General features: G+C 74.1%; 17 protein-coding genes. 9 read left to right on the forward strand and 8 right to left on the reverse strand.

All coding sequences use genetic code 11. From position 1 onward, the window contains the following. Nucleotides 1–473 precede the first annotated feature (473 nt). Entirely contained in the window at nt 474–908 is a 435-nt protein-coding gene (locus ABTX81_RS37915) for a hypothetical protein (RefSeq protein ID WP_350555194.1), read from the forward strand. Between the two features lie 447 nt (nt 909–1355). Here ABTX81_RS37915 and ABTX81_RS37920 read toward each other — a convergent pair whose 3' ends face one another. The 4 genes from ABTX81_RS37920 to ABTX81_RS37935 all read right to left on the reverse strand — a co-directional run bounded on the left by ABTX81_RS37920 (nt 1356) and on the right by ABTX81_RS37935 (nt 5683). Continuing rightward, nucleotides 1356–2621, reverse strand: coding sequence for a sensor histidine kinase (locus ABTX81_RS37920; RefSeq protein ID WP_350555197.1), 1266 nt, complete (start codon nt 2619–2621; stop codon nt 1356–1358). A 4-nt stretch (nt 2622–2625) separates the two neighbouring features. After that, on the reverse strand, nt 2626–3432 hold the full coding sequence (locus ABTX81_RS37925; protein ID WP_502892949.1) for a response regulator transcription factor: 807 nt from the start codon (nt 3430–3432) through the stop codon (nt 2626–2628). A gap of 89 nt (nt 3433–3521) precedes the next feature. Further along, on the reverse strand, nt 3522–4646 hold the full coding sequence (locus tag ABTX81_RS37930; RefSeq protein WP_350555200.1) for an endonuclease/exonuclease/phosphatase family protein: 1125 nt from the start codon (nt 4644–4646) through the stop codon (nt 3522–3524). Continuing rightward, a complete protein-coding gene (locus ABTX81_RS37935) occupies nt 4643–5683 on the reverse strand; it encodes a D-alanyl-D-alanine carboxypeptidase family protein (RefSeq protein WP_350555202.1) in 1041 nt (346 codons plus the stop codon). Before ABTX81_RS37935 ends, ABTX81_RS37930 begins: the two co-directional genes overlap by 4 nt. Nucleotides 5684–6295: 612 nt before the next feature. Here ABTX81_RS37935 and ABTX81_RS37940 point away from each other — a divergent pair. Further along, a complete protein-coding gene (locus tag ABTX81_RS37940) occupies nt 6296–6769 on the forward strand; it encodes a PH domain-containing protein (RefSeq protein ID WP_350555204.1) in 474 nt (157 codons plus the stop codon). 908 nt (nt 6770–7677) lie between these two features. On the opposite strand, the gene ABTX81_RS37945 is transcribed toward ABTX81_RS37940, so the two are convergent. Then, nucleotides 7678–7920: a hypothetical protein gene (locus ABTX81_RS37945; RefSeq protein WP_350555206.1), complete on the reverse strand. Its 243-nt coding sequence runs from the start codon at nt 7918–7920 to the stop codon at nt 7678–7680. A 191-nt stretch (nt 7921–8111) separates the two neighbouring features. Further along, nucleotides 8112–9329 (reverse strand): SUKH-4 family immunity protein, encoded by a 1218-nt coding sequence (locus ABTX81_RS37950; protein ID WP_350555208.1) that lies wholly within the window; start codon nt 9327–9329, stop codon nt 8112–8114. Between the two features lie 166 nt (nt 9330–9495). Between ABTX81_RS37950 and ABTX81_RS37955 the strand changes: the two genes are divergently transcribed. The 7 genes from ABTX81_RS37955 to ABTX81_RS37985 all read left to right on the forward strand — a co-directional run bounded on the left by ABTX81_RS37955 (nt 9496) and on the right by ABTX81_RS37985 (nt 18088). Continuing rightward, complete coding sequence (locus ABTX81_RS37955) at nt 9496–10173, forward strand: hypothetical protein (protein WP_350555210.1); 678 nt, start codon at nt 9496–9498, stop codon at nt 10171–10173. Between the two features lie 122 nt (nt 10174–10295). Continuing rightward, nucleotides 10296–10442 carry a hypothetical protein gene (locus tag ABTX81_RS39765; RefSeq protein ID WP_502892950.1) on the forward strand — a complete coding sequence of 49 codons (147 nt, stop codon included), beginning with the start codon at nt 10296–10298 and terminating at the stop codon, nt 10440–10442. Nucleotides 10443–10968: 526 nt separating this feature from the next. Beyond that, nucleotides 10969–11910: a TIGR04222 domain-containing membrane protein gene (locus ABTX81_RS37965; RefSeq protein ID WP_350555212.1), complete on the forward strand. Its 942-nt coding sequence runs from the start codon at nt 10969–10971 to the stop codon at nt 11908–11910. A gap of 406 nt (nt 11911–12316) precedes the next feature. Next, nucleotides 12317–13300 carry an ABC transporter permease gene (locus ABTX81_RS37970; RefSeq protein ID WP_350555214.1) on the forward strand — a complete coding sequence of 328 codons (984 nt, stop codon included), beginning with the start codon at nt 12317–12319 and terminating at the stop codon, nt 13298–13300. Between the two features lies 1 nt (nt 13301). Continuing rightward, complete coding sequence (locus tag ABTX81_RS37975; protein WP_502892951.1) at nt 13302–14264, forward strand: ABC transporter permease; 963 nt, start codon at nt 13302–13304, stop codon at nt 14262–14264. After that, a complete protein-coding gene (locus tag ABTX81_RS37980; protein WP_350555218.1) occupies nt 14261–16351 on the forward strand; it encodes a dipeptide ABC transporter ATP-binding protein in 2091 nt (696 codons plus the stop codon). The genes ABTX81_RS37975 and ABTX81_RS37980 overlap by 4 nt, the downstream gene beginning before the upstream one ends. Nucleotides 16352–16402: 51 nt before the next feature. Beyond that, nucleotides 16403–18088, forward strand: a complete 1686-nt coding sequence (locus ABTX81_RS37985; protein WP_350555220.1) for an ABC transporter family substrate-binding protein — start codon at nt 16403–16405, stop codon at nt 18086–18088. A 146-nt stretch (nt 18089–18234) separates the two neighbouring features. Here the strand turns inward: ABTX81_RS37985 and ABTX81_RS37990 are convergent, their stop codons facing one another. Both ABTX81_RS37990 and ABTX81_RS37995 read right to left on the reverse strand, forming a co-directional pair. Next, nucleotides 18235–19359 carry a hypothetical protein gene (locus tag ABTX81_RS37990; RefSeq protein ID WP_350555222.1) on the reverse strand — a complete coding sequence of 375 codons (1125 nt, stop codon included), beginning with the start codon at nt 19357–19359 and terminating at the stop codon, nt 18235–18237. A gap of 693 nt (nt 19360–20052) precedes the next feature. Next, nucleotides 20053–20916, reverse strand: coding sequence for an aminoglycoside phosphotransferase family protein (locus ABTX81_RS37995; protein ID WP_350555224.1), 864 nt, complete (start codon nt 20914–20916; stop codon nt 20053–20055). Nucleotides 20917–20939 lie beyond the last annotated feature (23 nt).

Genomic DNA, 20939 nt, shown 5'->3' on the forward strand with positions numbered 1-20939 from the left:
TGAGGCGGCCGGCCGTCGCCGGCACCGCGGTGTCCTGCGTCGTGGAGAGCCACGCCCCGGCTTTGCCGCACGCGCCGCTACCCGTGACCGGCCGGGCTCCGCGCCGTTGCACCGGCTATGACGACCTCTCCGCTGTCCGCACTGTCACCGCGTTCCCGCCCCCTCGACGGGGTCGGGGCTTCCGACGGCGGGGGCCTGGTGCGGGTCGTTGCCGCGCCGGTGGCGCCGCGGCGGGCCGCCGGTGCTGGGGAGGGGGACCTTGGCCGGTTGTGGGGGCGGGTGGCCGACGATCCCGGGCCCGGCCGGGATATCGGCCGGTGGGAGGACCCGCTGCGCGTCGCCGCCGAGTCGGACCCGCGGGTGGGCCCCGGTGGTGCGAACGGCGGCGGTACCGGCAGCCTCGGCCGCCCGGTTGGGCCGGCCGCCGGGTGAGCGGGACCGTGCGGCGCGGGTTCGTGCCGGGTGCCGGACGGGTGCGGTCCGCCACCGTCGGCCCGCCGCGCGCTCCGTGGTCGCCCGGCGCTCTCGATGCCGGTCTTCACGCGGTCCTGGCCGCCTACGCCGAGGCGGCCGCGCCCTGGCGCGAGGCGTTCGAGGACCTGGACGAGGACGTCCTGGCGGAGGCCGCCGCCGAAGCACGGACGTTCGACAGCGACCCGGTGGCCGCGGTCGACACCCTGGTGCGCGGCCTGCTGCTCCAGCTGACCGACTGGCAGCGGGCGATCGGCGCGCTCGGCCGCGACCTCGCCGCGGCCGCGCAGGACCGGCCGCTGCCCATGTGGGCCGCCGACGCCGGCCGCGCCAAGGACGTCCGCTGGCGCCAGGCCCGCCAGGCGCTGCTGGAGGCGGTCGCCCGCCACCACCACGGTCTCCTGCCGGACGGGGAACCCGGCGACCGGCCGTGGTGATCACCGGCACGCCGGGGGACGGGAGAATGGCCGGGTGAGCGGCGGCCAGTGGGCTGCAGCGCGCCGGCCGCGGCCGCGGCGATGGCGGGGTCGGCCCGGATCGCGGCCACCACCTGCTCGACCGTGGGCCGGGGAGTAGCGGCGGGCCGCCGCCGCCCGCTGCGGGACCTTCCGCGGACTGCTCCCCCGCGCGGCGTCCTCGCCCAGAGGCCCGCCCGGCTCAGCGGCACACCCTCCAGGGCGCCGCCGGGGCGGCCACCGGGCGGCCTGGCAGCCACCCGGCCACGAGCGCCCGGTGCCGGAGCTCAGCACACCTGAACGACGGGCAGGACGGTCGAACCGGGCGGCGACGGGACGGCCCGACGGCCGACCAGGACGGCGGCCACGACGGCGGGGCGGCCACGACGGCGGGCGGCTGGCGCGGGGGTTGCCGGGTGGGTTCGGGGTTCAGGGGTCGGGGAGGTCGAGGGTGGCGAGGGCTCCGCCGTCGGGAGCGTTCGCGAAGGTCAGCCGGGCGTTGAGGACCGCCGCCTGCCCGGTGGCGATGGTGAGGCCGAGGCCGTGTCCCCGGCCGCGTTCGGCGGCCCCGGTGCGAAAGCGCTGCGGCCCGTCGGCGAGGAGGGCGTCGGGGAAGCCCGGTCCATGGTCCCGCACGGTGATCCGGCTGCCGGTGACGGTGACCTCGACGGGGGCGGTGCCGTGCCGGTGGGCGTTGGCGAGGAGGTTGGCGAGGATGCGCTCCACGCGGCGCGGGTCGGTCCGCACGGTGGCGGGCGCCGACAGCCGCAGCCGGACAGCGCCGTCGCCCTTCCCGCTCACCTCGTCGACGAACGCTCCCAGGGGGACCTCGTCGAGGCGGGCGCTCTCGGCGCCGGCGTCGAGGCGGGAAACCTCCAGCAGGTCCTCCACCAGGGCGCGCAGGGCGCGGACCTGCGCGCGGACCAGGTCGGCGGCCTCGTCGTCCTCGGGCAGCAGGCCGGCGGCCGTGACCAGGCCCATCAGCGGGGTGCGCAGGTCGTGGGCGACGTCGGCGGTGAAGCGTTTCTCCGCGGCGAGCCGGCCCTGCAGCGTGGCGGCCATCTCGTCCACGGCCGTGGACATCTCGGTGATCTCGTCCCGGGCGCGGCCCCGGCGGCCGATCCGGGCGTCCAGGTCGCCGTCGGCGATCAGGCGAGCGGTCCGGGACCCGTGGCGCAGGCGCCGGTTCATCCGCTCCGCCGCCAGCACGGTGACGGGGACGGCGACGGCCAGGGCGGCCAGGGCGGCCTTGACGATGCTGCGGTCCAGCAGTTGGAGGCTGCGCACGGTGGCGCTCATGTCGCTCCGCACGACGAGCACCCGGCCGTCGCCGACGGGGACGGCCGCCCACATCCAGTACCAGTTCGGTGCTTTGACGTCGTACCACAGAGCGTACTCCCCCGGGGCCTTGGAGTCTTCGAGGGCGCGGGCCAGCGGCTGGGGCAGGTCGGCCCGGGGCTGCAGGGAGGCGTTGTCGGGGCGGCGGCCGGTGCGGGAGAACTCCTTCTCGGCGGCGCCCAGTTGCGCGATCGCCAGGTCGCGCCCCGTCCGCTCGCCGCGCTCCGCGGTCGCCTGGTGGACGAGCACGCCGATCACCACGGCGACCGCGCCGCAGGCGAGCGCGACCAGGGCGGTGATCTTCCAGCGCAGGGAGCGCGGGTCCAGCAGGCGCGGGCCGGTGCGTCGTGCGGTCATCGCGTCAGCCCCGCAGAAGTTTGTAGCCGAAGCCCCGGACCGTCTCGATGCGGTCGGCGCCGATCTTCCGGCGCAGCCGGACCACGCACAGGTCGACCACCCGGGTGTCGCCCTCCCAGCCGTAGTCCCACACCTCGCGCAGCAGGCGGCGGCGGTCCAGGACCGTGCCGGGGTTCTCCGCGAAGACCAGCAGCAGGCGCAGTTCGGTGGGCGTGAGGGCGACGGCACGGCCGTCCAGACGGACGTCCAGGCCGCGCAGGTCGATGGTCAGGCCGCCGAAGGCGAGCAGGTCCGGCGCCTGGCCGGCGGGCACGTGCCGGTGGCGGCTGTTCGGCCCGCCGGCCGCGGCCGGGTCCTCCCGCCCGGGCCGCGCGGGCGGGTCGTCGCGGAAGGCGGCGCGGCGCAGCAGGGAGCGGATGCGGGCGACGAGGACGGGGATGTCGACGGGTTTGACCACGTAGTCGTCGGCACCGGCCTCCAGGCCGGCCACGACGTCCAGGGCGTCGCCGCGGGCGGACATCATCAGGACGGGGGTGAGGGTCTCCTCGCGCACGCGCCGGCACAGGCTGATGCCGTCGAGGCCGGGCAGCATCACGTCCAGGATCAGGACGTCGTGCGCGCCGGCCCGGACGGCGTCCAGGGCGTCGAGGCCGTCCCCGGTGACGTCGACCTGGTAGCCGTAGCGTTCCAGGGCCAGTTGGACCGAGCGGCGGATGACCGCGTCGTCCTCGACGAGGAGCACGTTGACCGCTTCGGGTACTCGGGTGGCGGACAAGAGCTCTCCGGTGTCATCGCCTCGGGGTCGGGTCATCATTCCAGCACGTCCGGGGGCGGTCCCCGGTACCGGGGGCGGTACGGGCAGGCCGAGCACGCCACCCGGGCGCGGTGCGGGCGGGGTCGTCACAGTCGCAGGGACGCCGCGACCGGGAGGTGGTCGCTGCCGGTGTCCGGCAGGGTCCACGCGGAGCACGGGGTGACGCCCTTCACCAGGATCTGGTCGATGCGCACCACCGGGAAGGGCGCGGGCCAGGTGAAGCCGAAGCCGTCGCCGGCTTCCCGCTGGGCCGAGCGCAGCGGCCCGGTGAGCGCGCGCAGCGCGGAGTCGTCGAAGGAGCCGTTGAGGTCGCCCAGGACGACGATCCTCGCGAGCGGCTCGCTCTGGACGGCCGCGGCGAGCCTGGCCGCCGCCTCGTTGCGGGCGGCGGTGGTGAATCCCGCGTCCGGGCGCACCCGGACCGAGGCGAGGTGCGCCGTGTAGAGGGCGACGGGGCCCTTGGGGGTGAGGACGGTGGCGCGCAGGGCCCGGGTCCAGGGCATGATCTCCACCGTCTCCACGTCCTGGAGCGGGTACTTGCTCCACAGTCCGATGCCGCCGTGCACCTCGGAGTAGGTGTAGGTGGCGGCCAGTTCGCGCCGGTAGGTCTCGCGCGCCCGGGCGGCCAGTTCCTCCACCGCCACGACGTCGGCTCCGGAGCCGGCCAGGGCGCGTGCCGTGCGGCGCGGGTCGGGGTTGTCCTCGTTCACGTTGTGGCTGACGACGGTGAACTCCCCGCCGTCCGTGCGCTTGTCGACCAGGGCGGGCGTGAACAGCACGGTCCAGACGAGGGCGGGCAGCAGGACGGCCACCGCTGCCAGGGTGCAGCGCCGGAGGGCCGCGAGGAGGAGGAGCAGCGTGATGCCCAGGCCCGACCAGGGCAGCACGGTCTGCCAGAGACTGACGAGGTTGAGCGGGCCGTTCGGCAGCCAGGGGCTCAGGGCCATCAAGGCGGCGAGCACGACGGCGGCCCCCGCGATCAGCCGCCCGCGCCGCCCCGCGGCGCGACGGGTCGCACGGCGAAGGACGCGGTGGCGGAGGACGCGGTGGCGGAGCGTCCGGCGGCGGGGCGTCCGGCCGCGGGGCGTCCGGCGGCGGGGCCCGCGCCCGCCGTCGTCGCCGGGCCCGTGGGCCGGCGTGGCGGTGTCGGTGTCGGTGTCGGTGTCGACGGCCGGGGGTGTCGTCGCGGCCGTGCCGGTGCGCGCGCTCATGCCCACTCCTGGCGGCCGCCGTCGAGTGCCGGCAGGACGCCGGGCAGCTTCTGCCGCAGGGCCTCGACGAGCAGGCCGCTGCGTTCCAGGGCGGCCCGCAGGCCGTCGGCCGGGGTGGTGCCGGCGCGCTGGGCGAGCACCACCCCGTAGACGAGCCGGCGCCCCGAGCCGCTCGTGCCGTCGGCGACCTGCAGCGCCCACATCAGGTTCCCGCCGGCCGAGGTCGTCGAACCGGTCTTCAGGCCCACCACCCCGGGCACGTCGAGCAGCCTGTTGGTGTTGCGCAGCGGTGCGGCGCGGCCCGGGAGCGTGGTGTCGCGCAGGGCCACCGTGGCCCGCAGCGCCGGGTCCTTCATCGCCTCGCGGGCCAGTTTGAGCTGGTCGGCGGCGGTGGACACGGTCGTGGCCTCCAGCCCGCTGGCCCCGGTGTAGGTGGTGCCGGTCATCCCGAGCCGGGCGGCCTGCGCGTTCATCCGGGACACGAACGCCTCCTCGCTGCCCGCGTCCCACCGGGCCAGCAGCCGGGCCACGTTGTTGGCGGAGGGCAGCAGCATCACCTCCAGCAGTTTGCGCTGGGTCAGGCGCTGCCCGGCGGTGACGGGGGCGGTGGACTCCTCCGCCGAACCCGCTTCCGCGGCGGCCTGCGCGTCGACCGTGATCGTCGGCCCGTCCTCACCGTCCTCGAGCGGGTGGTCCCTGAGAACGACGTACGCCGTCATCACCTTGGTGACGCTCGCGATCGGCACCGGCCGCTGCGGTCCTTTGACGCCGAGCACGCCGACCTTGGCCGCCGCGACCGCCGCCTGTCCTTCCTGTGGCCACGGGAGAGCGAGAGCGGCGACCGCCTCGGGTGCCGGCAGCACCGGCGCCCCGCCGGCGGCCCGGGGATCACCGCCCGCGGCCCCGCCTCCGGCCCCGACCCCGGTCCCGGCGAGCAGGACGGCGGCCAACGCCCACAGCGCCCCGCGGCGCGCCAGGGCAAGCCGGCCGGGCGCGGCACGCCGCTGCCGGTCCTCGGATGGTGTGGGAACTGACATGACGGCGGCCTCCCGGAGCCAGAAAAGGGGACAACGTCCCGGGGCGGGGGCCACCGGGTGTGCCTACAGGCTCCGCGACCGGCACTTCGGCCCGGTGGTGGCGCGGCTTCCGCCGACACGCAGTCGTGTATCAGCCGTGTAGCGGACCGCCGCTACCGCAGGGCCGGGAACCAGCCCGGGCCCGTCGGGAACCCGGCCCGCCGATCCCGTGCCGGTGCGGCGCTCCCGGGATGGCCGGCAGTACGCCAGGCCGATCACCGGCGGCAGGAGGCCCGGCCAGGCTGTCGCGGGCGCACCGCACGGCACCCCCGAACGAACACCCCCGAACGGACACCCCGCCAGGGCCCGGACGGACCGGCGCACCGGCCTCTGCCCGTCCGCGGTGTCGTGCCCGGCGTCGCCCGTGTGCGCGATCTGCCTTCGGGTCGCGTGGCGCTTCCGGGTCCAGAGGTCACCGCCGCGGGAGCGGCGCTGTCCCGCCCGTGGTCCGGGCGGGCTGCCGGCCGTCCGGGCGGTGGCCTGTCGGCGAGCAACTCCCTTCCCTATACTGCGAATCCGGCCGGCCACGGGCCGTGGCGGCGGGCCGGTGAGGACGACCGAGGGACGGGCGCGATGAGCGAGGATCGGCTGAGGGTTCCCCACGAGTACCGGGTGGCGACGGCGCGGGTCGGGGGGCTCGCGCTCACCATCCTGCTGCTGTCCTGCGGAGCCCTGCTGCCACTCTGGAGCGACAAGGAGTTCGCGCCGTCCAGCAAGGCGATCGGCACGCTCCTGGTGCTCGGCTTCTGCCTGCTGGTCATCGTCGGCGTCGCCAGGGCCGGCACACTCGTCACCGCCGAAGGGATCACCGTCCGCGGCGTGCTGCGACGCCGCCGGCTGCCCTGGACCGACATCACACGGTTCGGCAAAGCCCCCAACCCGAACGCGCACACAGGCCGCGGCGCACCCGCATACCTCACCTACGCGTTCCACACCGACGGCCGCAAGATCCACCTCCCCTACATCGACGACAAACACGTCCTCCTCGACCGCGAAGTGGAGCGACTGAACACACTCCTCGCCGAACACCACGGCCACGCCAGGTGAACTCGGGGCGGGCACGGCCTGCTCCGGCACGGCCGTCCGCCGGTTGCTGCCGCGCCGGGGCATCGCTGCCGAGACCACGCCGGATCCGCTCACGGCTGCGCACGTACGCGCCGGCGCCGTGAACCCGCTCCAGCACGAACCCACCGGCCGGCGCGCGGCACCGGCGGCCGGCGGACGCCACGCAGCCCGGTGACCCGCCCCCGCCACGCCCACAGCAACTCCCCCACACAGCGACCCCACCCGGACAGGAAATCCTTCGGCACAACCGGGAGAGGCGAGAGCCATTTTCCACCCCGCTGACCGCAAGATTTCCTGTTCCCCGAGCGCGCGGGCGCAGCGCCCGCCAGGCCCGGCAGACCGGGCAGGCCACGGCGACCGGCGCGACCGGCGGGTGAAGTGCCGTCACGGAGGAGGACCGGCACAGCACAAGCGCCGAGGACGGGACGGGGTGAGCTGGTCGACGGCCGGGGCCCGGTGCCCACCGACCGGGGCGGGCGGGACGCGAGCAGGCCGGCGCAGGACGTCGAGTCCCGGCGCCCGTGGCCGGTCCGCGCGGGCACAGCGGCCCGCACGGACGCCTCCGATCCGGACGACGACACCGCACCAGACGGGCTTCCCGCCGCCCGCACGACGGGTCGCCGCGCACGAAGCGCCGCACCCGCAGGCCCAGGCGGACCCGCCTGTCCCCGACCGGCCCGTCGACGAGCTTCCGTCACCGCCTTCCGGTGACGGAAGCACCCGGCACAGCATCTGACGAGGCGCCCCCTTCTCGGCGGTCCGGCGGGGCAGCCTGCGGGCGCACGCCCGGTTCCGTCACGGCAGGACGGTGACGGATCATCACGGACAGGGCGCCGCCGTATGCGCGGGCGGCCGCTGCCCGGCCCGGCCCGCACCGGACGTCCGGCCCTCTACCGCGAGCAGGCCTGGGACTGAAGGCCCTCGGCCCGCAGCCGGCCGCCGCCGGGCGGCGGGAACCGGAGACGATGGACGGCGAGCAGCTCGGCCCGGCCGTCCTGCACGCACGCGCCGGCCGCGACCACCTCGACGCCCTCCACCAGCCCGAACGGGCCGGAGCGAAAAGGGGGCGGCGGGCCGGAAGCCGCGGGCCGGCCGACGGCGTGCCGGCGGACCTCGCGTCGAGCGCCACGCACACCACCCCCGGACCGGCCAACGGACACAACTGCCCCTTGTTCGCCGACCAGGCTTCCCGGCACTCCTCCGCGCACGCTACCGGACCTCGGCCCGCCTACGCACCGGAAACTTCGGCGACGCGCCCGGACCACCCCGCCGACCGATCACCCAGGACGGCCCCCGCCCCGGACGTTGCCTGCCCACCCCGCCGCTACTCCAACAACTCTCCCATATGGCAGTCATCGGCCCGGGTCGGCCAGTACTGGCCCTCGACGGCCCAGGCCGACGGATCGAGAGAACGCAGAACAGGAACCACGACGCCGTCGAGAAGGTCGCAGGGCCGGAAGACGGCCCACGGTGACGGAGTGGAGGAGCCCCAGCGACGGCGTTCGGCACGCAGTCGTTCGTAGGTCCACAGGACGTGGAGCAGCGTCGCCAGGTCACGGTGGAGGTAGGGGGCGGGTTGGTCGTCGTCGTGCCAGTCCGGCAGCTCGACGCGTCCGGTAGCGCCGTCGAGGGTGGCTTCGAGGTCGTACGTCCAGCCGCCGAGCGCGAGGTGGTCGCCCTGGTACGGGCGGGCGCTCGGCTCCTCGTCCTCGGTGTCCGCGTACGCGTCGGGGAAGGCCTGCGCCATGGTGACGAGCGGCCCTTCGGCGGGCACGGTCAGGGGGCCCCGGCTGGAGACCGGCAGTCCGACCTCGGTGAGCAGCCGCCGGGTCGGGGCGTGGGTGAGCCGGGCGGGCAGTTCCTCGGGGAGGAAGCGGCGCACGGTTCCCGTGCCGGTGAGCTCCGCGAGGTCCTCGACCAGGTCCGGTCCGACGGTGTACGGCACTCCGTCCGCTGCCGGCGGTCCGGCGCCCCAGGCGAGCGCACGGATCCGCAGGGCGGTCTCCCAGTGGGCGGGCCGGCCGCCAGTGCGCTGCCACAGGTCCGGGTCGGCCTCGCGGAGTTCCCGGAGTCCGAGCCGGACGGCGGCGTCGGCGGTGGCGGGTCCGTACGGTGGCAGCACCTCGTCCTCGTCGCGCTCGTAGGCGCCCGCGGCGGTCAGCGTGACCGCCTCCACCACCACCGCCAGAGCGATCAACGCACGGGGACTGCTGGCCAGCAGGTCCCGCCGCAGCGCACCGCTCTCATCGGGGCACGCGAGGTACACCGCGCCGCTCTCACCGTCGAGCAGGACCGCGACGTTCTCGTCGTCCGTCGGGTACAGGGCCTCGCCCAGGACGAAGAGCCCCTCGGCGTCCGCGAGGGCGGTCCCGAACCACTCGGCAGCCGTCTGCGGAGGCCCGGCCGAGGTGGCGCTCAGGTCCAGGTACGCGTAACACCACGACAGTTCCCCGGCCGCGAGCATGGTCCGGCTGCGCTCGTCGGTCAGCCCGGCCGGCCACGCCCACGTGCCACCGCACTTGCCACCCTCGTCGATTCCCACCGGTTCGCTCCCTGTGCCGCCGCGCGTTGTCCCGCGACAGTAGCCCGTGCCACTGACGGTCCGGTGAGGTGGTCCCCTCCCGTCACCGGGCTGTGGCTCACGGCCCGCCCGGGGTTGAGTACGGGTACTCATGCGGCGGATCGGCGTGGCGGGGAGCATCGGCTCCATGACCGGTCGACAGCTTGGCAGTACGGGCAGGAAGTGGAAGGCGGCGCGTCTGAGCGCGGCCGGTGTGCTGCTGGTCGGGGTGGTGTTCCTCACCGGGCTGAAGGCCGTCGAGCTCTGGCAAGGGGAGCCGTTCCCGGTCGCCGATCCGGTGACGGTCGCGCAGCGGCTGGACGGGCAGACGCAGACGATCTACGACGCGCTGCAGTTGCCGTCGGCGCGGCTCGACCCCGACTGGCCCGGGAGCGGGATCGAGGCCACTGTCCAGAGCTGCTACGCCCGCGGGCTGGGGGAAGCCCTGAACGACTCCCCTCCTCCGGAGCCCGGCACGGCCGCCGTGCACGAGAGCTGGGCGCTGGAGGGTGTGCCCGCCGCCGAGGCCGTGGAGGCGATGGCCAGGGCCCGGCGGACGCTGACGGCGGCCGGATGGGAGATCACCTCCTCCTCCGAGAGCCCGGCCGAGGACGCCGACCTGTACCTGCGGCCCCCGGCCACCGGCGACGGCGTCACGGTCCGCACAGGGGTGCGGTTCTACCCCAGCGGCGTTCTGGAGGTCTTCGCCATTTCGGAGTGCCTCCGCTACCCCGGCAGCACGACCGTCGACAGCGAAGGCAAACCCCACGTGCCCGGAGTGCCGACGGCCCCGTCCGCACTCCGTTCCGAGCCCGCCCCGCTGTAGCCGAGGCCGGCGGACTCGGCGGTGTCGAGGACGACCTCCCGGGTGAGATGCCGGAGGCGGCGGTGTTCGAAGACGCGCTCGGCGACGGTCACGGTCACGGCCGGCTCCAGGAGTCGAGGACGGTGGACAGCGTCGAGGTGGGGGCCGGTGTGGGCCTGCGCCCGGGCGATGTGGTCCGGGTCGATCCCGGTCAGCAGGCGCTCGGCGGCGGCCCACGCCTGCCCGTTCGTGTCGCGGGCGACGACGTGGAACCGGATGCCGAACCGTAGGGTGCGCCGGGCGTCGGCGGCGAGGGTGCGGATGCGCCCGCCGGGGACCCGGAACGGGATCGCACCGCCGCCCACGGGATGTACGACCGGGCCGGCTGCACGGACGTCGACCGGCTGCACTCCTTCACCCGCCGCCCGCAGTGCGCGGCACCGCGCAGGGTCTCAGGGCCCTGACCTGGGCGGACCGGCCTCACGTGATACCGCGGCCTCGACGACCGGCAGCACCGCCGGATCGGTCCCGACCGCCGGCGCCGCACATAGGGGGCCTGCCCATCCTGCGAATGACCGGAACGATGCCGCGAAGAACGGTGTGGACCATGTCCGGCCGTGACTCAACCACCGCAGCCTGACCAGGCCCCGGGGTGGGCCGGCTCCGTGACGGTCGCCCTCACCCCGGCGGGCCGGCGCGAGGGCGATCGGCAGCCCTCGGCATGGACAACTCCACTGCCTCATAAGCTGATTAGGCTTGCAGGAACGACTCCGCGATCCCCACACTGGGTTGACCCGCCGAGGCAAGGGGGACGGCGTGTGGGTGGTCGTGGTTCTGCTGCTGGGGTCCGCCGTGTGGCCGGCCCGGGCCGGGCTTCGGTGCTGGCAGGCGCGGGTGGCGCTGCGCCGGGCCGCCCGGCTGGCGGCCCGGCGGGAGTTCGACCTCGATCCGTACGAACTCGCGGGCCTGGCCGACAACGTGGCGGTGCTGCTCATGGCACGGATGCACGAGGACGGCCGGCTCGTGGCCTCCCGGTCCGGTGACATCACCATCACCCGGGCGCTCGGAGCCACCGACGGGAGCGGGGCTCCCGGCGAGGGCGACCTCGAGACGGCACTCGTGCGGTGGCTCGGGCCCCAGAGTACGTGGGAATTCGGGACTCTGATCGTTGACGTGGCCCGCTGTCCGCAGGTACGGGCACTGCGCGAGCGACTGGCGGCCACGGGACTGCTCGTGGACGGGGCGCTGCGCCAGCAGGCGTTGAAGGCATGCACTCGGATGGGATGGGCGAACGCCACGGTCGTCCTGGCGGGCGTGGCAGCCCTGGGGTGGACGCTGGTGCGCGGCGAGGACTGGCGCATCCCGGCGGCGGCCTTCACCGCGCTGGTGGCGCTCGCCGGCGGGGTGCGTTCCGTGTCGTTCCCGAAGTGGCGCCGCCTCACCAGTACCGGCGCCCGGGTCCTCGCCGAGGCACAGGCGGCCGACCGCTGGAAGCACGGCTCCGCGGCCGTGGCCGCCCACGGACTGTCAGCCCTGCCCGAGGACCACGACCTGAGGGTCTGCCAGAACGGCGACTGGACTCGGGCGATCACCCGCCGATGGGAGCGATCACTCGCCCCCGAACCCGAACCCGCACCCGCACCCGCACCCGCACGCCACACGGGCCGGGACGGGGGCGTCGGCGCCTGCGGGATGGGCGGCGGAGGGGGCTGCGGCGGAGGGGGCTGCGGCGGAGGGGGCTGCGGCGGCGGCGTCTGAGGCCCGCGTCCGCGGTCGTCCGCGGATCCGCAGGAGGTGGCTGCGAGGCGGAATGCGGCCCGGCCTGCCAGAACGGCCTGCCGAAGACCGAGAAGGCCGTATCCCCACCACGCCAACACGGCGACGGCCCGTCACCGACGGGAGGCCCAAGCAGCCGTCGCACCCGCTCCCACCTGCGAATTGACGGAGATGTGACGCGAACACGTCCGCCTGCTTCGGGGGTGTTTCGTCTTCGTGTCCAAACCTCTGGACCACTGGTGCCACGTGTCGCTCGCACACAGACTTGGCCTCTGCACCACAGTGCAAGCACCCCCCTGGACCGAAAGAGTTCCACCCCCATGCTCAGCTCCGCCAGACCCGGCGCTTCCCCGTCCCACCCGCCCTCTCCCGTGGGGAGGTGGCATCCGTGCTCCGGTACGTGACACGCAGGGCGGCGGGCTGGTTCCTGGTGATCGCGGTGGCCACCAACGCCACGTACTTCCTCGCCAGTTCGTTCCTCGACCCGCGGTCGAACTTCAAGGAACTGCGCCCGGTCCGCACCGACGAGCAGATCTCCCGGGCCCTGGCCCCCTACAACCTCGACCCGCACGAGCCGCTGCTCCACCGCTGGTGGGACTGGCTCACCGGGGTGGTCCTGCGCTTCGACTGGGGACGCTCCCCGGTCGGGGTGGAGGTCAACGGGGAGATCGGCTACCGCTCCCTCGTCAGCGCCCAGTTGGTGATCGGCGCGACCGTCCTGTCCGTCGTCGTCGGTGTCGCGCTCGCCGTCCACACCGCCTCGCGCCAGTACGGCTGGCGGGACCGGGCCGCCCAGGCCCTGTCCATGGCGCTCTTCAACGTCCCGGTGTCCATCGCCGCACTCGCCCTGGTCCTGCTCGCGATCCGGCTGAACGAACAGGCGGGCTGGCACTTCCTGTACGTCGCGGGCGAGAAGTCGCCCGACGTGGAGGGCTTCTGGGCGACCCTCGGCGACCGGCTGGCACACCTGATCCTGCCGACGCTGACGCTCACCCTGACGGGGTACGTGGGCTACCACCTCACCCAGCGCTCCCTGCTGCTGGACGTGATCGGCTCCGACTTCGTGCGCACCGCCCGGGCCACCGGGCTCACCCGCGCCCAGGCGATCCGCCGCCACGCCCTGCGCACCGCCCTGATCCCCACCGCCCAGTCCGTGGCCTTCAGCATCCCGGCCGTCTTCACCGGCGCCGTCCTCACCGAGACCATCTTCGGCTGGAACGGCATGGGCCAGTACTTCATCCAGACCATCAACAAGAACGACGTGCACGGCACCGTGGCGACCGCCGCCTTCGCCGCCGCCCTGACCGCGATCGGCGCGATCCTCGCGGACATCACCACCGTTCTTCTCGACCCGAGAGTGCGGGTGAGCTGAGATGGGCATCCCTGTGAGTCCCGACACGACCCCCGACGGCCTCCTCGCCACCGCCCCCGGGCCGGCCGCCCAGCGGCCGCCCAGCGGGCACGACGGGCGCTACCTCGGCCGGCGCCGCCTCTACGTGCGCCGCTTCCGGCGCAACCGGACCGCCGTCGCCGGTGTGGTGATCCTCCTGCTGCTCGTGCTGTTCAGCGCGTTCGGCGGGCTGTTCACCCCGTACCACTTCTCGGACGCCGACTTCTCGGCCCTGACCCAGGCCCCCGGCGCCGAGCACTGGTTCGGCACCAACCAGGGCGGCAACGACGTCTACGCCTCGGCCGTGCACGGTCTCCAGCGCTCCCTGGTGATCGCGGTGACCGTCTCCGTCCTGACCGTCGCCGTCTCCGCGGTCGTGGGCGCGGGCGCCGCCTACCTCGGGGGCCGGGTGGAGAAGGCCACCCTCGCCCTCATCCACTTCCTGCTGATCGTGCCCTCCTTCCTCGTCCTCGCCCTGGTCTCGCACCGTCTGGCGGGCGACTGGCGGGTCCTCATCCTCGTCCTGACGGTGTTCGGCTGGATGTCCACCACCCGCGTGGTCTGGTCGGTGTCGACGTCGCTGCGCGAGCGGGACTACGTGCTCGCCGCGGAGTTCATGGGCGTGCGCCCCCTGCGCGTCGTCCTGCGCCACATCATCCCCAACCTGGGTTCCCTGCTCATCGTCAACCTCACCCTGGGCGTGGTCTCCACCGTCCTCAGCGAGACCGCCCTGTCCTTCCTCGGCTTCGGCGTGCAGACCCCGGACGTCTCGCTGGGCACCATGCTCGCCGACGGCGCGGGCACCATCACCAGCGCCCCCTGGCTCTTCGCCTTCCCCGCCGGGCTGACCGTGCTGCTCACCGTCTCGATGACCTTCGTCGGCGACGGCCTGCGCGACGCCCTCGACCCCACGTCCACCACCGGCGCGGCAGGAGGCCGACGATGACCCTCGCACCCGCCCGCCGTACCGGGCCCGAGGCCGGGCCGGCCCGGCCCGCACCCGTCCTGTCCGTACGCGACCTGCGCGTCTCCTTCCCCTCCGAGGCCGGACCGGTGGAAGCCGTGCGCGGCGTCGACTTCGACCTCCTGCCCGGGCGCACCCTGGGCATCGTCGGTGAGTCCGGCTCCGGCAAGTCGGCCACCGCCCTCGCCGTCATAGGCCTGCTGCCGCCCACCGCGCGGCTCGGCGGCCGGATCCTGCTGGGCGGCCGTGACCTGGCGGCGATGGACGACACGGAACTCTCCCGGGTCCGCGGCAAGGACATCGGCATGGTCTTCCAGGACCCGATGTCCGCGCTGACGCCCATCTTCAGCGTCGGCCGGCTGCTCTCCCAGGCCCTGCGCGTGCACCGGGACCTGTCCAGGAAGGACGCCTGGGAACAGGCGGTGGAACTGCTGGACCTGGTCGGCATCCCCGACCCGCGCGAACGCGCCAAGGCGTTCCCGCACGAGTTCTCCGGCGGCATGCGCCAACGCGTCGTCATCGCCCTGGCCATCGCCAACAAGCCCTCGGTCCTCGTCGCCGACGAGCCCACCACCGCGCTCGACGTCACCGTCCAGGCCCAGATCCTCGACGTGCTGCGGCTGGCCCAGCGCGAGACCGGCGCCGGTCTCGTCCTGATCACCCACGACCTGGGCGTGGTGGCCGGCTACGCCGACGACGTCGCCGTCATGTACGCCGGACGGATCGTCGAGCACGCGGGCGTCGACGAGCTCTTCGGCCGTCCCACCATGCCCTACACCGCCCGGCTGCTGGCCGGCGTTCCCACCGTGGACAGCGGCGTCGAACGGCCTCTGATCCCGATCGGCGGTGAGCCGCCCTCCCTGGTCGGCCTGCCCGACGGCTGCGCCTTCGCGCCGCGCTGCGCGGTGGCCCGGGACCTCTGCCGGACCACCGAACCGGATCTGGCCGCACCCGCCGGGCGGCCCGGCCGCGTCGCCTGCCACCGCGCGCAGGAGATCGCCGACGGCAGCCTGGACCCGGCCGGGGACGCCACTCCCCCACCGCCGGCCCGCGCCGCGGAACGGACCGTCGGCGACGTGGTCCTGCGCGTCGAGGACCTGGTCAGGACGTTCCCCGTCACCAAGGGCACCCTCCTCAAACGCCGGGTGGGCATTCTGCACGCCGTCAACCGCGTCGGCTTCGAGCTGCGCGCGGGCGAAACCCTCGCCCTGGTGGGGGAATCCGGCAGCGGCAAGACCACCACGCTGCGCGAGGTGCTGCGCCTGCGCGCCCCCGAGGGCGGTCGGATCGAGGTGGCCGGCACCGATGTCGCGACGCTGCGCTCGGCCGCCCAGGTGCGGGGACTGCGGCGCGAGATCCAGATCGTCCTCCAGGATCCGACGGACGCCCTGGACCCCCGGCTGACCGTCTTCGACCTGCTGGCCGAACCGCTCCAGGCCGCCGGCGCCGACCGGACGGCCGTGCGGTCCCGGGTCCCGCGGCTCCTGGACCTGGTGGGCCTGGACCGCGCCGTGGGCGACCGCTTCCCCGCCGCCCTGTCCGGCGGCCAGCGCCAGCGGGTCGGCATCGCCCGCGCCCTGGCGCGCGAGCCGAAGCTGCTGGTCCTGGACGAGCCGCTGTCCGCCCTGGACGTCTCCGTACAGGCCGGGATCGTCAACCTGCTCGTCCGGCTGAAGCGGGAACTCGGCCTGGCCTACCTCGTGGTGGCGCACGACCTGGCCGTGGTGCGTCACTTCTCCGACCGGATCGCGGTGATGTACCTCGGACACATCGTCGAGTCCGGCGCCACCGAGGAGATCTTCGCCCGGCCGCGGCACCCGTACACGAAGGCCCTGTTGTCGGCGATCCCGCTGCCCGACCCGGAGCGCGAGCGCCGCCGCGAGCGCATCGTCCTCAAGGGCGAGCAGCCCAGCGCCGCCCGGCTGCCGGCGGGCTGCGTGTTCGTCGACCGCTGCCCGCTCCACCGGGAGGCCGACGAGAGCGTGCGGACGCGCTGCCGCACCGAACGGCCTCCGACGGTCGGCGCGTCGGACGGTTCCGACCACCAGTACGCCTGCCACGCGGTCTGACGCCCGCTCCCCCTTCCTCACCCGTTGTTCCCCTCTCACCAAGGACATCCCGTGCGTCGTAAGCTCGTTCTGCCCCTCGCGCTGGTCGCGGCCGTCTCGGTCGCCGCCACCGCCTGCGCCTCCTCGTCCTCCCCGAGCGACTCCTCGGGGAAGGAGACCGGAAACACCGCCGGGGTCGCGTCCTCGGTCACCGACTACAACCCCCAGCCGTACGAGAACCTCAAGGACGGCGGCACCTACACCACCGCGGGCACCTTCGACGAGCAGGGCAACCCCTTCAACGTCAACGGCACCCTCAACGCGCTGCGGATCTGGTCCTGGTACAACGCCGACGCCATCACCTACTCGCCCACCGGCGAGGTCCAGTACAACCCCGACTACTACAGCGACGTGAAGGTCTCCGTCGAGGGCGGCGACCAGAAGGTCGTCATCACCATCAACCCCAAGGCCGTCTTCAACGACGGCACCCCGATCGACTGGCGGGCCATCGAGGCCACCTGGAAGGCCAACAACGGCTCGGACAAGGAGTACGCGGCCTCCTCCACCGACGGCTACGACCGCATCACGTCCGTCACCCGGGGCGCGGACGACAGGCAGGCGGTCATCGCCTTCAAGGGCGTCAACGCCTCCTGGTCCGCGCTGTTCACCACCTTCCTGCACCCCCAGGCCGCCACCGTCGAGAACTTCAACAAGGCGTACGTCAAGACGGCGCACCCCGAATGGGGCGCCGGACCGTACACCGTGGGCACCTGGGACGCCCAGTCCGGCAACATCACCTTCGTGCGCAACCCCCACTGGTGGGGCCGCAAGGGCAAGCTCGACAAGCGCGTCTACGTCAACCTCGAGCGCGCCGCCTCGATCAACGCCTTCAAGAACGGCGAGATCGACTACGCCCCGGTCGGGGACGCGGAGAACCTGAAGCAGGTGAAGGCCGTCAAGGACGCCGAGGTCCGCAGCGGTGGCAGCCCCTTCGAGTACTCGCTGTACCTCAACACCAAGTCCCCGTTCCTCGGTGACGTCCAGGTCCGCAAGGCGGTGCAGGAGAGCATCGACCGCTCGCAGATCACGAAGATCCGCTTCCAGGGCCTCGACTACAGCGAGCCGCTGCCGGGCTCGGCGGTGCTCTACAGCTTCCAGCAGGGCTACCAGGACAACGTCTCCGCCGTGCTGAAGTACGACCCGGAGGAGGCACGGAAGACCCTGGACGCGGCCGGCTGGAAGCCCGGGGCCGACGGCATCCGCGCGAAGGACGGCAAGGAACTCGAACTCGGCTACACCCTGCTCGGCGACGACCCCGTCGAGAAGGCCGTCTCCGGAGCGTTCACCGCGATGCTCAAGGCCGTCGGCGTGCGGCTGAACGTCAACAAGGTCTCCTCGAACGACTTCTCCAAGGTGCTCAGCGAGCGCCGCTTCGACCTGTTCATCTCCGGCAACCGCTCGACGGACCCCTTCGGCGCGCGGTCCCTGTGCGACTTCTACTGCTCGGACCGCGAGTCGAACATCACCGGAGCCGGCACCCCCGAACTGGACCAGGAGATACGCGCCACCGGGGACATCGCCGACCTCGGCCAGCAGATCGCGGCCGTGAACAAGGTCGAGCAGAAGGCCCTTCAGCAGTACTCCCTGCTGCCGCTCTACAGCGGACCCTCCACCTACGGCCTCCGGAAGGGGCTCGCCAACGTCGGTGCCGCCATCTTCCACAGCCCGCTGCCCGAGACCATCGGCTGGCAGAAGTAGCACCGTCGGCGCCGAGGTGCGGCCGGCCCGTCCTCATGGCGTGGGGACAGGCCGGCCCGTTCTTTGGATCGGCATCAGCCGGACCGGGGGCCGCGGCGCGGGCCGGGCCCGAGGCGGTGGTGCGCCCCGGGCCGGCCGCCGGCGGATCAGGACGCCGAGGTGTACGCGGTGAAGAAGCGGGACGGGACCGGCGAGCCGGAGGCGTTGAAGCAGATCGGGTAGAGGTTCACCGTGCCGGCGCTGCGGTTCCACGGGGTGGCCAGGGTGCAGTGGTCCGGGCCGGGGCCGAAGGCGGTGACCTGCGCGGTGTCCGAGGGGACGGCGATGTTCGGCAGGTTGACGGTGTAGGGGACGGAGCCGGCGAGCGTGTTGACCGCGCCGGAGGAGTTGAAGTTGGTCGTGGCGGGCAGCCCGCCGTTGAACCAGAGGTAGCCGTAGAAGTCGGGCGGCAGGGCCGGCCCGTGCACGGCCCGCTTCTCCGAGTAGCTCAGCGTCCAGCGGGTGTTGTACAGGACGTTGCCCGCGTTGTAGCAGTTGACGATGACGGTCTGGCCGGTCGAGGACGGCGACCAGTCGGCGACCTTGCAGCGCGCGCCGTTGGCCGCGTCGACGGCGGTGACCTCCAGGTTGCCGGCCGGGGTGGACTGGCCCAGGCCCGGCAGCCAGACCTTCCAGATGCCGGTGCCCCCGGAGCCGACGACGTTGGTGCCGCCGGTCGAGTTGTACTGGGTGACCACCGACCCGGTCGGGTTGGCGAAGACGTAGCCGTAGCCGCCGGCGGGCGGGGACGGCACGCCGCTGCTGGTGGTGTAGAGGACGGTGAAGCGGTTGTCCTCGGGCGCACCGCCCGTGCGGTAGCAGCCGACGGCGACGTCCTGGCCGGAGCCCGCGGTGGCCCAGCCCCGGACCTGGCACCAGGAGCCGGTGCGGGCGACGGCGGTGACGTGCGCGATGCCGCCCGGGCCGGCGATCAGCGGGAAGTGCACGACGTAGGAGCCGGTGCCGACCTTGTCGACCCGCACCGGGTTGGTGGCCGGCGAGGGCCAGCTGCCCCACTGGCGGGTGGTGTCGGGGACGTAGCCCGGCGGCGGGGCCGGGTTGTCGAGGTAGGCGAAGCCCCAGCGGTCGGGCACGGCGGCGTGCGCCGGGCCGGCCGCCGGGAGGCTGACGCCCACCAGGGCGGCCAGCACGGCGAGGACGAGCAGCAGGGCGCGGAACGCGCGGACGGTGGGGACGGGTCCGACCGGTGGTACGGCGGTGCCGGCGTGCATGGGCATACCCCTTGGGTGTGGGTGGTCACGGGCGGCCTGCGCGGTGCTGCCCGCCCCGCTGCTCCGCTCGCGCCCGGGGTGAGCCGGGCGCGCGGCGCCCGACGGGGCGACCGGTCCGTCAGGGCGGGGACCGGTGCCGCCCGGTGTCGGCCGGCAGGGGCGGGGTCGGGGGTCAGGCCCGACGGCGCTCACATCGTAGGGGCGCGCCGGGCGGCGGCACAGGCCTGCGGCACGCGCCGCCCGGCCCTTCACGCGGCACCCGGAGGGCGCCCCTCCGGACGTGTTGCGTCCCGCCCGTCCCGCGCCCCGCCACACCGGTACCGCCGGCCCCACGGCACCCGCGCGTCCCGTCCGCGCCGTGGCCGGAAACGGCCGTTCCGGGTCCGCCGGGCGGAACGCTTCACGCCGGAGGCGACGGGTCGGCGGGTTCTTGTCACAGCGATGTCCGGGGCATTGACCCGGATCCTGCCCGGCGGTCGGCTCGTACCCAGCCGACCGCCGAGGGCGCGCCACCGACGTCCTCCGGCACGACCTGTGGACCGGCCGCACCGAGGCGACGCCGACTTCTGGAACGACGCCTTCCTCCGCCGTGTGCTGCCCTTCCGACGCCTCGACCTGACCTCCCGACCGCCCCGCCGGTCCACCGGGGCGTGGTCGACCGATGCCCCGATGAGGTCGGTGTGCCGGCGTGCCTCAGCGGTAGTCGGCCAGGCCGTCCGCCAGTTCTTCTTCGTCTCCGTCGCGGATGGCGTAGAGGGCTTGTTGCAGAGCGAAGGTGTCGCGGATCGCCGCGATGCGGGCGGTGAGTCCGTGGTTCGGCGAGCCGCCCGGGGCAAGCACCCGTTCCAGGAACTCGGCACCGTGGCCGGCGCCGATGGCCGCGAGGTCCTCGGCCGGGTCGCCGAGTGCGACATCGTCCCAGTCGAGCACTCCGGCGAGGTGCGGCAGGCCGTGCGTCCACTCCCACAGGACGTTCTCGGCACCGAGGTCACCATGCACCACCGCTCGGGTGAGGTGGGGAAGGTCGTCGAGTGCTGCGAGCTCTCGCTCGGCCCGTAGCCGCCCGCTGTCGGACATGAGCCGGAACAGCTCCGCGCGCACATCCTCCGCGAAGTGCCTCCACCGGTCCGCCGGTACCCGGGGCAGCGCTGCCCGTACCGCCCCGTCGTTGCCGGCACGGGCCAGACCGCCCAGCAGCGTCGCATACTGCGCCGCCACGGTGTCGGCCACCCGGCGATCGCTGAGTGCGTCGGCTCGGAGCGGTTCCCCGGCGATGCGGGTGAGGACCAGGAACGGCAGTCCGTCGGCGCCGTGGGCCTCGCCCTGGAACAGCGGTTCGGGTGTGCGGACGCCGAGGTCGAGCCCGGCGAGCAGGCGCAGTGCGGCGACGCGCTCGGGCAGCCGGGCGGCCGCCGCCCGGGTACGGGGCAGGCACACGACGCGGTCCGAACCGACGACCACGTGGTGGAACTGCCCCTGTCGCACCGTGAGACGGTCCGGTTCGTCGTCAGGAAGCAGCCGGCTCAGCAGGGCGCCATGCGTCTTACGGATGTTCACCAGTGTGACCTCTGGATCCTTGG

Source organism: Kitasatospora sp. NPDC097605 (assembly GCF_040302725.1).
Taxonomy (GTDB): Bacteria; Actinomycetota; Actinomycetes; order Streptomycetales; family Streptomycetaceae; genus Kitasatospora.

Coding starts and splice junctions, on each gene's coding strand:
- ABTX81_RS37920 (WP_350555197.1), bottom strand. CDS start 2,621: ATGACCGCACGACGCACCGGCCCGCGCCTGCTGGACCCGCGCTCCCTG.
- ABTX81_RS37925 (WP_502892949.1), bottom strand. CDS start 3,432: ATGACCCGACCCCGAGGCGATGACACCGGAGAGCTCTTGTCCGCCACC.
- ABTX81_RS37930 (WP_350555200.1), bottom strand. CDS start 4,646: ATGAGCGCGCGCACCGGCACGGCCGCGACGACACCCCCGGCCGTCGAC.
- ABTX81_RS37935 (WP_350555202.1), bottom strand. CDS start 5,683: ATGTCAGTTCCCACACCATCCGAGGACCGGCAGCGGCGTGCCGCGCCC.
- ABTX81_RS37940 (WP_350555204.1), top strand. CDS start 6,296: ATGAGCGAGGATCGGCTGAGGGTTCCCCACGAGTACCGGGTGGCGACG.
- ABTX81_RS37955 (WP_350555210.1), top strand. CDS start 9,496: ATGACCGGTCGACAGCTTGGCAGTACGGGCAGGAAGTGGAAGGCGGCG.
- ABTX81_RS37975 (WP_502892951.1), top strand. CDS start 13,302: ATGGGCATCCCTGTGAGTCCCGACACGACCCCCGACGGCCTCCTCGCC.
- ABTX81_RS37980 (WP_350555218.1), top strand. CDS start 14,261: ATGACCCTCGCACCCGCCCGCCGTACCGGGCCCGAGGCCGGGCCGGCC.
- ABTX81_RS37990 (WP_350555222.1), bottom strand. CDS start 19,359: ATGCACGCCGGCACCGCCGTACCACCGGTCGGACCCGTCCCCACCGTC.